The sequence below is a fragment of the Arthrobacter sp. NPDC056886 genome, from assembly GCF_042788715.1.
In the GTDB taxonomy this organism is placed as follows: domain Bacteria; phylum Actinomycetota; class Actinomycetes; order Actinomycetales; family Micrococcaceae; genus Arthrobacter.
Genome location: NZ_JBHUBT010000007.1, coordinates 131,219 through 144,956, shown reverse-complemented (window position 1 = coordinate 144,956; position 13,738 = coordinate 131,219). Strand labels below are relative to the sequence as shown.

Genomic DNA, 13,738 nt, shown 5'->3' with positions numbered 1-13,738 from the left:
ACAACCTGCGGCGCCGTTGCAGCCCTGGTTACCTACTTGCTGAGACGGAAGACATCGGCCTTGATTTCGTGGCGTCCCGTTTTCCGCTTTCCAGCCGGTGTCCCATATAGAACCAGGGCCGACCTTCCGTCGTCCAGTACGGTGATCCCCTCGGCATGGTCCTCACCCTCACCGAACGGCGCGTCAAATTCGCAAGGCAAATCGTCTTTCTGCAGGACGTCCTCGGCCTGCGACGTCAGCGCGTTCCGCCAGCGAAACACGGCCGTTCGTCCGGCGAGCTCCATGGTGGGGCCCGCCAGGACGAGCAGGTCCTCTCCGTGGCGGCACAGGTCCCGCACGCCCAAACCATGCAGGCGAAGGAAGTGCTTGCGGTATCGACGATTCCCTGGGCCGATCGGCTGCGGCTCCATGCCGGGCCCGTCACCAACCAGGAGCTCGATGATCAGGGCCCACCCTCTCAGCACCGGCCCCCGCAGACCGATGAACACCCGGTCTCCCGCTACGGCGAGGCCCTCGCAGTCAATGCCGTTGTCCTTGCCCGGGATCGGGCGGGACCCGGAATTCGAGGACTGGATGAAGCTCTCGAGATGGGGGTCATCGGCCAGGAGGTCCACTAAGTCCGCGCCCCGGCCGAGGCCGAGCACGGCGGGGGGTTGCTGATGCCCTGTCCGGCTGCCGCCCGGATCGAGGAGGGACTGAGTCGAGAGGCGGGCCAACACCCGGCGGCGCTGGCTGACCTCCACCGTCGCCAGGGACCTCTGCGCCTCTTCGGGCGTGGCGTTGTTCTTGACCTGTTTGCGGGCCGAGCTGTGCGATCCGGCCAGCCACAGCGTGTCACCCTCGACATCGAGCCCTTCGATGTCCATCTCACCCCTGTCCCCGGGCAGTTCCAGGAGCTGGGTGAGATCGAAGCTGCGATGGGCGCGGGCCTGGCCGCCGCCCTCCAGTGTGAGCCGTTCGACGCTGGTCGTCTCGTCATTGGCGACCCAAAGGTGGCGGCCTTGGCGGGCGACGGCGGACAACCCGTCGCGGAGGTCGGCCTTCCGGTCAAGGGTGCTGCGCTCATCGAGTACCAGGGTGATTTCACCGATTGGCTCGTCCGGCTGCGGCCATCCGCTCACTGCGGCTCACCCCGTCGCCTACGATGCTGCAGCTCCGCAAGCCGGTGTCCCGGTACTGGTTTCGTCCTCATCAGCGGGCCTCGGTCTGTGATTTCAGCTGGAGTGCCTCATCACAGCATGATCCGCACGGCCCGGTCCAGCAATAGTGGGCGGCGAAGTTAGGGTCCGTCACACGCCTGAGGTCGTCTTGGCTTCCACGTCATCCACGAACGCCACTTGAGTCGAATATTGCTGATAAAGCTGAACGGCGTCTCCCAAGGGCAGGCGTCCGAAGTTCAGAGCCGTTTGCAGCCCCTCCAACTGGGCATTGCACGTCTCTGCTGCGGTGACTTTCGTGGCCACGGAGGCGTTACCGGCCATCACCGCGAACGTTTGACCACCATCGCAGAGCCGCCCCCGCGCCTCACCGGCTCAGCCGCGGCGACCATGCGTCCGTCGGACTTGAACTCGATCGCTGTTGCTGCGCCGATCTCCGCCGCGGACGTCGACGGCGCACCCGCTGGCACCAGCTGATGACCGTACGGTGCCAGCTGGCTTCCGTAGGCGGTGATGAACTCCGACTCCGCTGTGACCGTTGCCGTGTTCCGCTGCGACGCGCGCGGCGCAGCGATCGCCTCCGAGATGCTCATGCCCAGATCCACCCGGTTCAGGATCGTTTGCAGGACGGTGGTGATGATCGTGGATCCACCCGGGGAGCCGAGCGCGAGGAACGGTTTGCCGTCCTTGAGGATGATGGTCGGTGACATCGAGGAGCGCGGGCGCTTCTTCGGCTCAATCCGGTTGGGGTCCGTCGGATCGTAGACGGCGGAGAAGTCGGTCAGCTCGTTGTTGAGCAGGAACCCGCGGCCGGGAACCACGATGCCGGACCCGCCCGTCTGCTCGATTGTGAGCGTGTACTCAACCACGCTTCCCCATTTGTCCGCGACCGTCAGGTTGGTGGTCGAGATGTTCTCGGTGTCCCTCTCGACCGCGGGCGCCGCGACGGCGGCGGGACACACGCCGTCGTACGAGGCCACGTTCCCTGGCGGAACCGGCTTCGTGGCCGCGTGCCGCGGATCGATCTGGCACAACCGTTCCTTGCCGAAGCGCGGGTCAGTGAGCGCGGCGGTGGGCACGGCGACAAACGCCGGGTCGCCCACATATTTGCCCCGGTCCGCGAAAGCCAGGGCGCTTGCCTCAAGGTAATGGTGCAGGGCGTCGGGTTTGGACATCTCGGTGAGGTTGAGTGGGTCAAGGATGTTCAGTGCCTCGCCCACGGTGGTGCCCCCGCTGCTCGACGGCGCCATGCCGTAGACGTCCAGGCCCCGGTAGTCCACATGCGTGGGGGCCTGGTCCAGGACGTGATAGGCCGCGAGGTCGGCCGTCGTCATGTGGCCTACGGGAACGGGCAGTGCAGTGCCCGGGGCCTTCGGCGGAGCCTGCACACTTGCCGCGATTTCCGCGGCCAGTGTGCCGCGGTAGAAACCGCGCGCGCCCTGCTTGGCGAGGAGCCGGTAGGTTTCGGCGAGTTCGGGATTCCGGAAGACACTGCCGACGGCGGGCGCGTCGCCGCCCGGCAGGAACAGCTTTCTGGTCGAGGTGAACGCCGCGAAGCGGGGCTTGTTCTCGAGGGTCTGCAGCCGGAACGTGTCGTCGACGACGAAGCCCCTCGTGGCAACCTTGATGGCAGGTTTGAGAACATCTGCGAGGCTCAACGTCCCCCAGCGGTCGAGTGCGCGCTCCCACGTGGCCGCCGTGCCGGGGACACCAACGGAGACGCCGCTGGTGACGAGGTCAGGCGTGAATGGATATGGCTTACCGGTCGCCGGGTCAATGAAGGCTTCGTGCCGCATCGCTGCCGGTGCAGTTTCACGGCCGTCGATGGTGCCAACCCTGCGGGACTCCGCGTTGTAGAACACGAAGTAGCCACCACCGCCGATCCCGGCGCTGTAGGGCTCGGTCACGCCCAGGGTCGCGGCCGCGGCCACGGCCGCGTCCGCCGCGTTCCCGCCCTTTCGAAGGACTTCAATTGCCGCAGCCGATGCCTCGGGGTCCACAGTGCTCACCGCGCCGCCGTACCCGGTGGCGGTCGCGGTCCTTTCAGTCTCCCGCGGGTCGGCAAAGGCGGGGGCGCTAACGGTGCCGCTGGCCATGCTCAAGGCCAGGGCCGCCGTAAGGGCAGCGAGTCGACGTCCCGCATGTGGCATGGTCGCTCCGGGGGTCAGGGTGGTGCGAGTAGACGGTGGAGTCACGGTACCGCTCCGCCGGGCGACACTCAACACTCTCAGGGCGTTTGGGCCGAGCGGTACTGCCTGAGGGTCTTAACCCGGCTGCGGGTGGCTGAGCTGGCGCTTGATGGCATCGAGCTCGTCGCTGAGTTCTTCGACCCGCAGGCTGTATCTGGCGAATGCGGCTTTGCGGCGCTGCGCCTCCCGGCAGCTCACAACGAGAGTGAGGATGCCCAGGGGCACGGCGACAACCAAAGCCCAGCCGGCAGCCGAGAGGTAGTCCAAGGCGACCGGAAGTGCGGCCCGGAAATCGATGAACTCGTTCACGCCGTCCACGACTCCGCCGAGGACCGTGTCAAGGGAGCCCAGAAACTGTCCCACCACGGGGGTATCGGCCAGCGACGGCGCGCCCAGCCGGTCCGCGGCGCCGCCGCCCCAGCGGGAATCTCTGAGGTGGGACAAGACATAGATTCCTGCGCCGATGTTGGCCACCGCGTAGACAAGAACTGACCCGAGTGCAGCCCAATGAAGCTGACGAGGCCGCCAGAAACACAACAGTAGCCCGGCGGCGATGGCCGAGAGCCAGGTCAGGGCCTTCAGCCACTCGCTGGTTACGCCGCTCAAAATATCCACAACACCGACCTTCCCTAGACCCTTTGGAAGGTTACCGCCTGCTCTCCAGTTCAATCGCACCTTGAGGTTCGACACGGGCTAGTGCAAGAGGGCCGACAGGTCCGACGGCGGGGCAACTGCGCCGTCGGTAAGATTCGTAGGGTGACCATCTCCGATTCCCAGCTCCAGCCAGTTACGGTGTCCGTTGCCCGCACAGTCCAACCCGGCCGGACACGTCAGGCCAGCGCCTGGGCGCATGCAGGACAGGAACTCGCCCGTGAATGGCCGGGCTATCTCGGCTCCGGCTGGGTGCGTTCTGCCGCGGACTCCAATGAATGGCACATGTTGTACCGCTTTGCCGATGCCGACCTGCTCAACGACTGGGAGCAGTCCGATGAACGGCGCTGGTGGATCGACAGTGCGGCAGACCTCGTGGAAGTGACCCAGATCGAGCGGCGCACTGGCATTGAAGGCTGGTTCGCTCAGCCTGGCGATGTCCGCCTCAGTGTTCCCGAGACGGTTGTTCCTCCCAGGTGGAAACAGATGGTGAGTATCTTTCTGCCCTTTTTCCCGCTCAGCCTGCTGGCAAATTTCCTGTTGCATCCGCTGACTCAGGAGTGGCCGCTTGTGTTCCAGGTGCTGTTGGCCACCTGTCTCCTCACGCCTCTGATGACGTATGTGTTCCTTCCGGTCACCACCCGGCTGTTGGGGCCCTGGCTGCGCAAGAAGCGTTGACGGAGGCGCCCGCCGAGGTCCTGGTCAGTTCCTTATCCCGCCCCGGGGAGGGACACCTCAACCAGACCATTCTCGATGCGTGTGCTGAACCGCGGCTGGCCCGCTGTCGCTGGCCCGCCCATGACTTCCCCGCTACGCAGCGAGAAGGCACTCCCATGCCACGGGCAGACAACGCAGGGCTCCCCGCGTTCTTCGACCTTGCCTTCATGGAGGGGCCCGGACAAGTGGCTGCAGACATCAGACAAAACGTTTACGGCGTCGCCCCGGCGGAACACGAGCAGCGGCATCCCGGCCACCATCCTCTGCTCCAGCTTTCCCTCAACGAGCTCGTCCAAAAGGGCCAGGGCGTGCCAACCAACCGGGAAGCGGTGAGGCACATCCTCGCTGTGGTTTACGCCGGCGGCCTGACGATACGTAAGGTGGCCACCCAGGAAACCGGCGGCGGCAAGTGACGCAAACCCAAGATACCCAAGCAGCTTGCCTCGTGGCTGCCGCCCGCGGGACCGCTCCACCAGCGACGCGACATACAGACTGGTGGCCGCGAGGTTCCCCGCGGCGTGGACCAGGCCCACGCGCTGCTGCTGTTCATGAAGTTCCGACCAGTCGGTGAAGCCGGCCACAGCGGAAGGAACCGCGCTGATGACCCCCACGCCAATCAATATGCGGGCCGCCCGGTCGCTTCCCGGCACTGCATCCAAGATGGCGGCCGATGTCCACGCCCCCATCGGTATCTGGACCCCAACCGGGTGAACCGGATGTCCCAGAGGCACCCCGTGGAGCACATCACGGAGCCACGGGAACCGGACAATCGAGTTCACGGTTCCTCTAACTCCCGCGACCAAAGGATCAAGCCAGAGACTGTCCTCCAGACGTGAAACGAGATTCAGCAGCGGCAACGGTTTCATGTGCTTCCTCCATCATCTAATCGTTCAGCTGAGCCTAATTTCTCGGCCCTCATCTGCACAGCCCCAGGAGGATCAATTGCGCGCCAGCAGCCGCACCGAAGCCATGGCAGCCGGGCACTCACGCGGTTGCTTGGTCACGGGCGTCCCGCGCTCTCCGTTGGCGCAGCCAGGGGATGAGACCACCGGCCAGGAGCATGTCCACTTGGCGACTGGAGAGGCTGTGCCGCACGGGGTAAACCTCGCCGCGGGTCTCGTTCTGCACGAGGATCTCTTTGCCTGTCACGAGGGCGTCGTGTATTCCTGTCAGCAGGAGCACATCGCCTTGGTGGATTCGGTGGTGATCGGCGGCATTGGTGAACTCGAGTGCGAGGACCCCGAAATTAGCCAGGTTCTGCCAATGAATCCGCGCGAACGAGACTGCCACCACTGCGCGCAGCCCGAGGAAGCGCGGGGTGATAGCTGCGTGTTCGCGTGAAGATCCCTGGCCGTAGTTGGTGCCGCCGACCAGGATGTGACCGGTCGCGTCGCGGGTCTTTGCGGCGCGCGCTGGGTAGGTCGGGTCGATCTGGTCGAAGGTGAATTCGGCGAGCTTGGGGATGTTGCTGCGGTAGGGCAGAACGCGCGCACCGGCGGGCAGAATCTCATCCGTGGAGACATCATCCCCCACCACCAGGGCGACTGGTGCCTCGATGCGGTCGGCCAGGGGACCGAATACCGGAAGCGAGGAAATGTTTTCGCCCTTGACCAGCGTCACTTTGCCGGCTTCCTCCGGCGCCAACGGCTCCTCCAGCATTGCCACGTTCACGCTCGACACCTCGGGGAGTTCGATCACGGGGTATTCCAAGTCGAAGAGCTCTGTCAGGTCCCGCGGGTCCGTGATCGTTCCGGTGAGTGCGGCAGCCGCGGCCGTCTCCGGTGAGCACAGGTAGACCGAGTCCTCCTTCGTGCCCGAACGGCCGGGAAAGTTGCGGGGCATCGTGCGCAGGCTGTTGCTTCCGTTGGCGGGGGCCTGGCCCATCCCGATGCAGCCCATGCATCCGGTCTGATGCAGCCGGGCCCCGGCGCTGATCAGATCAAACGTGGCGCCCATCCTGGTGAGGTCCTGCAGGATCTGTCGGGAACTCGGATTGACGTCGAGGGACAGCCCGGGGTGGCACTGCCGCCCCTTCGTGATTGCCGCGACAATAGCGAAGTCGCGCAGACCCGGGTTGGCTGAGGACCCAATCACCACCTGCGCCACCGCCCGGCCTGCGGCCTCCCGCACCGGGACGACGTTGCCGGGCGAGCTGGGCAGGGCGATGAGCGGCTCGATCGTGGCGAGGTCGATCTCGTCGGTCACGTCGTAAGCGGCATCGGAATCGGCGAGGAGTTCGGTGAAGTCGCCCTCGCGCTGTTCGGAGCGCAGGAAGGTCCGGACCCGGTCGTCGGCCGGGAAAACGGTGCTCGTCGCACCGAGTTCGGCACCCATGTTGGCAATCACGTGCCGGTCCATAGCGCTCAGTGTCGCGAGGCCGGGACCGTGGTACTCGATGATCCGGTCTCTTCCGCCCTTGACGCCGTGCCGGCGCAGCATTTCGAGAATGACGTCCTTGGCGCTGGTCCACGGAGGCAGCTGGCCGGTAAGCCTCACGCCCCAGATCTCCGGCATCTTCAGGTAGAGCGGCTCCCCCGCGATTGCCAAGGCTACCTCGGTGCCGCCGACGCCGATTGCCAGCATCCCCAGTGAACCTGCGGCCGGGGTATGGCTGTCGGAGCCGACCATGGTCTTGCCCGGAACACCAAACCGCTGCATGTGAGTCGGGTGCGACACCCCGTTGCCGGCTTTCGAGAACCACAGGCCAAACCGGCGGCAGGCCGAGCGGAGGAAATCATGGTCTTCCGCGTTCCTGCTGTCGGCCTGCAACAGGTTGTGGTCCACATACTGCACGGATACTTCAGTTTGTGCCCGGTCGAGCCCGAGGGCCTCCAGTTCAAGCATGACCAGCGTCCCGGTCGCGTCCTGGGTGAGGGTCTGATCGATGTGCAAACCGATCTCATGCCCGGGAATCATTTCTCCGGCGACCAGATGCGATGCGATGAGCTTCTGCGCCACGTTGTGGGCCACGGCGGGCTTCCTTACTCGAAACGCGAGGCCGGACGCATCCGTCGGCAACCAATCGGCCACCGGGCACTCGCCTTATCCCCAAAATAGCCCACTCCGAGCGCCGGGAACAGTGGAGATCGGACGTCCTCGGGCAGGGTTGCCTGGGCGGTCCGTATGCCGTTCATCGCGGCAGGGCCGGCTCCGCCCGCACCGGCGAGCGCGGCGGTGGCCAGTCGGCGTTCCTGAGCCCGGGAAGGGCCGTTCGAAGAGGGCGATGACCGTCCCTCACATGGGCGCGGTCATTTGGAGCCCCGGCAGCAACTCCGGGTGAGCCGGGACGAAGAGCGCGAAAACAATCAGTGAGACTCCAGTGATCCGGCTGAGGGCGGGTCCGTATTTCCACGTCTTCTCCAGGAAGATGACTATCGTGAGCACCGCCATCCAGGCCAGGTTCATCACGCCAACTGCAATCAGCACCACCATGAGCCCCCAACAGCAGCCCACGCAATACACGCCGTGGTACATGCCGACGCGGACATCCCGCAGGCGGCCCTTGTATCCGGAGACGTGCAACAGGAATGCTACCGGCGACCGGCAGTGCCTGAGACAGAAATCCTTCAGCGGGGTCAGCTGGTAGGCGCCGGCCGCCATCAGAACTCCTGCTCCCACCCAGGGTGCGATAGCCGGGCCGTCCTCAGCCAGCAGCGCAGAGAGCGCCGCGGCAGCGTAAGCAACGACTCCGAATCCGATCCACGTCAAAAGGTAACCGCCCACCAGGCCAGTTGTCCGGGTGGCCCGGACCCGGCGGCTGCGGACGGCACGGATGGATCTGAGGTACGTCGAAGTGAGCGGCGCCAGCGCCGGCAACATCATGGCGGCCATCATCAGCGCCCACACGCCCAGGAAACCCCAGAGCCCCAGTCCCATGGTTCCCGGGCCGGTGGACATGCCGGCCAGGCCTGAGAAAGTGAAATACCACGCCAGTGCGGCGCACCCGATCAACGCCAACTCTGCGGCATGGTGGCTGGCAGTCAGGCCGCTTCTGCCCGGCACTTAGGCGGACCAGGCGAAGGGGGCCGAGAAGGAGTTCTTCCCGGCGTTATCCCAGGTCATCAAGAACACGTCGACGCGGGCGGTGCTGGAGGTGCCGGCTGCCAGGGTATCGGCAGGGAATCCGACCCCGCTAAGTTTCACTCCCTGTCCTGTGGAATCAAATGGATTCATGAAGTCCTCGACCACCATGTCGACGGCACTGCCGATCCGCACCTGGTGGACACGCCCGTCGTCGGCGTAGGCCATCTCCAGGGACTCCATGCCCGCCATTTCACCGATCAAGGGTGCGAGGCCCTCCATCGGTCCGCCGAGCTGGCCGCCGAAGACTGCACCGAGCGCTTCGGCCTGCTCGGCGGAGGCGGCGGCGTCCATCAGGAGACCGACCTTCCAGCCCCCCTCACTCATCAGGGCCGGTGTATCGGCGAGGACGCAGACTGTCAGGCCGCCGACGTCAACACCGTTGACTTCGCCGGTTTCCACGTGGAAGGCCAAGGCCACGTTGCAGCGGTCATTGTCCGCCGGTGCCGTCTGTCCTGTCGCCGTACACGGGCAGATCATGTCGCAATTGCAATTTTCAAAGTATGTACCCTCGACATGCCACGGCATTCGGGGCTCCTTTCGAAGAGGCCCCCCAAAAATAAAGTCTCCTCGCGGCCCTGAACAGTGTCAACGGTGGATGGTGGCCCGTGCATGAGGCCCTTCAGGGACGCTCCTCACGTCGAAGGGATGGGTGCAGAGAGCCAAGAGTTTGCTGGTAGAAGAGGCCGAGTGGCGGCACTGTCACCTCGGCGGATGTGCCGCCTCTACTAATCGGCCGGCATCACGACATCCTCCAGCATCGTCCGGTCGAAGAATCGGATCTCGCCCGTTGCCTGGAAAAACACGGGCACCACTGACGTATTCGCGTCTTTCGAGGTCTCGTAGATCTCGGGCGCGCTCCCGTGTTTTCGCGCAATGGTTCCCACCAGGTCTGTGCCGCGAACCCGCACGGTGCGGTATTTGTAGCTCATTGGACCCCTTTGTCTGACGACCTTTTCTCTGCCAAGGCAAAGGCTACTCCTGAGGGGCCTTGAGATGATGACGGCCCGCAGCTCCTTGGCAACTCCTTGGCGGCCGGACCGGCAGCTACTGCCCAACGGATAGGCATTTCGTTGGAGGCGCATAAACTGGGCAGGTGGCCATCCTCACCGATGCATCCAGCACTGGCTCAGCAACGGACTGCGGCAGGCCCGGACCGGGAGGCCTCCGCGATATGGCGATCGAGATTCGTCCTGCGATTCAGTTCGAAGACGTTGGAACAGTGCTTGGACCCAAGCGGCCCGATGCAACCGTGTGCTGGTGCCTGAGCTATCGCATCCCCTCCAAGCAGAACGTGCAGTTGCGTGGCACGGAGCGTGCCGCGCTCATGAGGGAACTCGTGGGGCAGGATCCGCCGCCCGGGGTGCTGGCGTACGACGGCGGCGAGGTGGTGGGCTGGGCCGGCGTCCACCCACGCTCCGACACCAATTTTGCCCGCAACCGCAAAATTCCCCACGTGGACGAGCTCGACGTGTGGTCGGTGTGGTGTATCCGGGTGCGGCCCGGGCACCGCGGCGAGGGAATCGCCCACCATCTGCTGCGGGGTGCCGTCGACTTTGCCCGCAGCTACGGTGCGCCTGCCATCGAGGGCTACCCCGTCGACAACCAGGGCAGCCACATCGACCTGACAATGGCCTACGTTGGCACACAGAAGCTCTTCGAACAGGCCGGGTTCACCAAGGCTGCTGACACCGACTCCGTGATCAATGGCTTCCACCGCGTGCTGATGCGACTGGACCTGCGTTGACGACAGGACGTGTCAATCCACTTAACGCAATGCCGGCCACGTCACACCGCACGGCATAGGATCGAAACAGTGAGACTAACCGAGAGGACGCTACAGGCGGCCTTGTGGCGGGTAAGCAAGCCGCAGAAACTACTTGAGAGTATGGATCATGGCTTCGAAAAATGACCCCGAATCAGACATCGATGCGGAGTCCGGCCAGCACGGCGGCGTCCAGTCGGTGGACCGGGCACTGATGGTCCTGGAGATCCTTGCCCGGGACGGCCATGCGGGCGTGAGCGATATCGCCGACGAGATGGGCATCCACAAGTCCACCGTCTCCCGGCTGCTGGGTTCACTGGTGAGCAGGGAAATGGTCCACCAGAACAGCGAGCGCGGAAAGTACCAGCTCGGCTTCGGCATTCTGAGGCTGGCAAGCTCCATCCCCGGGCGGCTCAGCCTGGTCCGCGAGGCCCGGCCCGTACTCGAAAGCCTTGCTGAAGAATTCAAGGAGACAGTGAACCTCGCCGTCCTGCGCTCCAACTACGCGGTCAACGTGGACCAGGCCATGGGCCCGTCGACACTAGCCACCTACGACTGGGTGGGCAGCCTGACGCCGCTGCACGCGACCTCCAGCGGAAAGGTCCTGCTGGCAGCACTATCCGCGGACGAGCGTGACCGGGTCCTGAAGGAGACCGGGCTTCCGGCCCGGACGCCACGGACCATCACCCACAGGAACAAGCTCGAAACCCAGCTCCTCGACGTCGCCCGCGACGGCTACGGCGTGGTCCGGGAGGAATTCGAAATCGGGCTCAACTCGATGTCCGTGCCGGTGTACAACCATGTGGGGGCCGTGATCGGCGCCGTCAGTATCTCTGGACCGGCCTTCCGTTTTGATCCCGAGACGGCACCAGGACTCCTCGAAGCGCTCAAACAAGCGGGGCTGCAGATTAGCGCGAAGATGGGCTACACCGGGCATTAAACGCCGATTGAGCCTGTCGAAACCGGGTTTGGACAGGCCCAATCAGCAGTGTTCAGTGGAAACTTATCCTCAGGCCGGGATGCGGTCCTTCGCGTAGACCTTCGAGCCCGTGGCCGGCTGCCGGCCGAGCTTGGGGACGCCTTTCACTGGCTGACCCTGGCCAGCGTCTCCCGCTCCGCCCCGATGGTGGTGCTATCGCCGTGGCCGGTGCGCACCACGGTGGTTGCAGGCAGCGTCAGCAGCCGTTCGCGGATGGAGGCGAGGATGGTGGGGTAGTCGCTGTAGGACCTGCCGGTGGCGCCCGGGCCGCCGTTGAACAAGGTGTCCCCGGTGAAGACCGTATCTTCGTCCTCGACGTGGAAGCACGTAGATCCCGGCGAGTGGCCCGGGGTGTGAACGGCGCGAAGGGTCGCCCCGCCCACCTGGAACGCGTCACCGTCGGCGAGGTAGCGGTCCGGTTTGACGCCGGGATAGACCTGCTCCCAGAGCATCAGGTCGTCGGGGTGCAGGTAGATCGGCGCCTTCACGGCCTCCGCCACAGCACGCGCCGCGCCAATGTGGTCGTTGTGCGCGTGTGTGAGCAGGATGGCCAGGACCCTCCGCCCGCGGACCTGGCCGATGATCGCCTCCGCATCATGCGGGGAGTCGATGATCACGCACTCGTCGTCGTTTCCCACAATCCAAACGTTGTTGTCCACGTCCCACGTGCCGCCGTCGAGCGAAAACGTCCCCGAGGTGACCAGGTTCTCGATGGTGACGCTCATGCGGACTCCCCCACGGACGCGCTGGCAGCGACCGGGCGGATTTCAACCACGGAACGCAGGACCTTGCCCTCGTGCATCTTGCCGAAGGCCTCCTCCACCTGGTCGATGGTGATGCGCTCGGTGACGAAGGCGTCCAGGTCCAGGTTGCCCAGCTTGTAGTGCTGGACCAGCATGGGGAAGTCGCGGGACGGCAGGCAGTCGCCGTACCAGGAGGACTTCAGCGACCCGCCGCGGCCAAAAACATCCAGCAGCGGCAGCTCAAGCATCATGCTCGGCGTCGGCACGCCCACCAAAACCACACGGCCGGCGAGGTCCCTGGCGTAGAACGCCTGCTTGTACGTTTCGGGGCGCCCCACCGCTTCAATCACGACGTCGGCACCGTTGCCTCCGGTCAGGGCTCGGATCGCCTCGATCGGGTCTTCCTTGCTGGAGTCCACGCCGTGAGTGGCGCCGAGGGACTTAGCCATTTCCACCTTGTTGGCGTCGATGTCCACCGCGATGATCGTCGTGGCGCCGGCCAGCTTCGCGCCGGCGATCGCAGCGATGCCAACGCCGCCGCAGCCGATGACGGCGACGGATTCGCCCCGCTTGACCTCACCGGTGTTGATGGCAGCGCCGATGCCGGCCATCACACCGCAGCCGAGCAGCCCGACGGCGGCGGGGTCGGCGTCGTCGTCAACCTTGGTGCACTGCCCGGCGGCGACGAGCGTCTTCTCGGCGAAGGCGCCGATGCCCAGCGCGGGCGAGAGCTCCGTGCCATCCTCAAGGGTCATCTTTTGGGTCGCATTGTGGGTGTTGAAGCAGTACTGCGGCTGGCCCTTGGCGCAGGCGCGGCACTCGCCGCACACGGCGCGCCAGTTCAGGATCACGCGGTCCCCGGGAGCCACTTCGGTGACGTCCGGGCCGACGGCGCTGACTACGCCGGTGGCTTCATGGCCCAGCAGGATGGGGAAATCATCGGTGATTTCGCCCTGTTTATAGTGCAGGTCCGTGTGGCAAACGCCGCAGGTCAGAACCTCTACGAGCGCCTCACCGGGTCCGGGATCGGGTACGAGAATGTTCTCGACCGAAACAGGGGCATCTTTTTCCTTGGCGATGACCGCTCTGACTTTGTGAACCATGATTCCTGTGATCCTTTCCTGAGCCCCTGGGGACTCTTTAGCGACGGACTCGCGTTGCCAATCCGGCCGACTCTTGCGGCTCGAAATCGTCTGCAACACTCGACGAATTGCGTATTACACAACGCAATGCACATAGCGCGTACTTGAAATATGGCAGTCATCACATAGGGGTGTCAATAGAATCCCAAAGCGGGACCTAGGGCGGGCCAGCGCCTCGATCCTTCGCTACCGCACTGCGCATTCGGCCGCGTTCGAGCACAGCGCGACCGCAACGGAACGGGCCACTAGATCACGGCGTCGCAGCCACTCCGGTTGAGCGCACGTCGCCGTTGCGCAGGCCATGAAGTCATCTCG

The 13,738-nt window shown here is 64.9% G+C and carries 14 protein-coding genes; 3 read left to right on the top strand and 11 right to left on the bottom strand.

Annotated elements, in window-relative coordinates:
- Positions 1-32: 32 nt before the first annotated feature.
- The 4 genes from ACFRJ8_RS13565 to ACFRJ8_RS13550 form a co-directional block, all read right to left on the bottom strand.
- Positions 33-1,121, bottom strand: a complete 1,089-nt coding sequence (locus ACFRJ8_RS13565; protein WP_377986684.1) for a DUF3616 domain-containing protein — start codon at positions 1,119-1,121, stop codon at positions 33-35.
- A 168-nt stretch (positions 1,122-1,289) separates the two neighbouring features.
- Positions 1,290-1,481, bottom strand: coding sequence for a hypothetical protein (locus ACFRJ8_RS13560; protein WP_377986683.1), 192 nt, complete (start codon positions 1,479-1,481; stop codon positions 1,290-1,292).
- A complete protein-coding gene (ggt, locus tag ACFRJ8_RS13555; RefSeq protein WP_377986824.1) occupies positions 1,481-3,307 on the bottom strand; it encodes a gamma-glutamyltransferase in 1,827 nt (608 codons plus the stop codon). Before ggt ends, ACFRJ8_RS13560 begins: the two co-directional genes overlap by 1 nt.
- A gap of 114 nt (positions 3,308-3,421) precedes the next feature.
- On the bottom strand, positions 3,422-3,961 hold the full coding sequence (locus ACFRJ8_RS13550) for a hypothetical protein (RefSeq protein ID WP_377986682.1): 540 nt from the start codon (positions 3,959-3,961) through the stop codon (positions 3,422-3,424).
- Between the two features lie 147 nt (positions 3,962-4,108).
- On the opposite strand from ACFRJ8_RS13550, the gene ACFRJ8_RS13545 reads away from it, so the two are divergent.
- Positions 4,109-4,675, top strand: a complete 567-nt coding sequence (locus tag ACFRJ8_RS13545; protein WP_377986823.1) for an antibiotic biosynthesis monooxygenase — start codon at positions 4,109-4,111, stop codon at positions 4,673-4,675.
- Positions 4,676-4,707: 32 nt separating this feature from the next.
- Here the strand turns inward: ACFRJ8_RS13545 and ACFRJ8_RS13540 are convergent, their stop codons facing one another.
- From ACFRJ8_RS13540 to ACFRJ8_RS13520, 5 genes are all read right to left on the bottom strand, one after another.
- On the bottom strand, positions 4,708-5,400 hold the full coding sequence (locus ACFRJ8_RS13540) for a Rieske 2Fe-2S domain-containing protein (protein WP_377986822.1): 693 nt from the start codon (positions 5,398-5,400) through the stop codon (positions 4,708-4,710).
- Positions 5,401-5,698: 298 nt separating this feature from the next.
- Complete coding sequence (locus tag ACFRJ8_RS13535; RefSeq protein ID WP_377986681.1) at positions 5,699-7,684, bottom strand: aconitate hydratase; 1,986 nt, start codon at positions 7,682-7,684, stop codon at positions 5,699-5,701.
- Between the two features lie 264 nt (positions 7,685-7,948).
- A complete protein-coding gene (locus ACFRJ8_RS13530) occupies positions 7,949-8,716 on the bottom strand; it encodes a DUF2182 domain-containing protein (protein WP_377986680.1) in 768 nt (255 codons plus the stop codon).
- Positions 8,717-9,322 (bottom strand): DUF1326 domain-containing protein, encoded by a 606-nt coding sequence (locus ACFRJ8_RS13525; protein WP_377986679.1) that lies wholly within the window; start codon positions 9,320-9,322, stop codon positions 8,717-8,719.
- 200 nt (positions 9,323-9,522) lie between these two features.
- A complete protein-coding gene (locus tag ACFRJ8_RS13520) occupies positions 9,523-9,726 on the bottom strand; it encodes a hypothetical protein (RefSeq protein ID WP_377986678.1) in 204 nt (67 codons plus the stop codon).
- Positions 9,727-9,968: 242 nt separating this feature from the next.
- Here ACFRJ8_RS13520 and ACFRJ8_RS13515 point away from each other — a divergent pair, with 242 nt between their 5' ends.
- Positions 9,969-10,541 (top strand): GNAT family N-acetyltransferase, encoded by a 573-nt coding sequence (locus ACFRJ8_RS13515; protein WP_377986821.1) that lies wholly within the window; start codon positions 9,969-9,971, stop codon positions 10,539-10,541.
- Between the two features lie 148 nt (positions 10,542-10,689).
- Complete coding sequence (locus ACFRJ8_RS13510; protein ID WP_377986677.1) at positions 10,690-11,499, top strand: IclR family transcriptional regulator; 810 nt, start codon at positions 10,690-10,692, stop codon at positions 11,497-11,499.
- A gap of 143 nt (positions 11,500-11,642) precedes the next feature.
- Here the strand turns inward: ACFRJ8_RS13510 and ACFRJ8_RS13505 are convergent, their stop codons facing one another.
- Positions 11,643-12,263, bottom strand: coding sequence for an MBL fold metallo-hydrolase (locus tag ACFRJ8_RS13505; protein WP_377986676.1), 621 nt, complete (start codon positions 12,261-12,263; stop codon positions 11,643-11,645).
- Positions 12,260-13,384: an S-(hydroxymethyl)mycothiol dehydrogenase gene (locus ACFRJ8_RS13500; RefSeq protein ID WP_377986675.1), complete on the bottom strand. Its 1,125-nt coding sequence runs from the start codon at positions 13,382-13,384 to the stop codon at positions 12,260-12,262. Before ACFRJ8_RS13500 ends, ACFRJ8_RS13505 begins: the two co-directional genes overlap by 4 nt.
- Between the last annotated feature and the right edge of the window lie 354 nt (positions 13,385-13,738).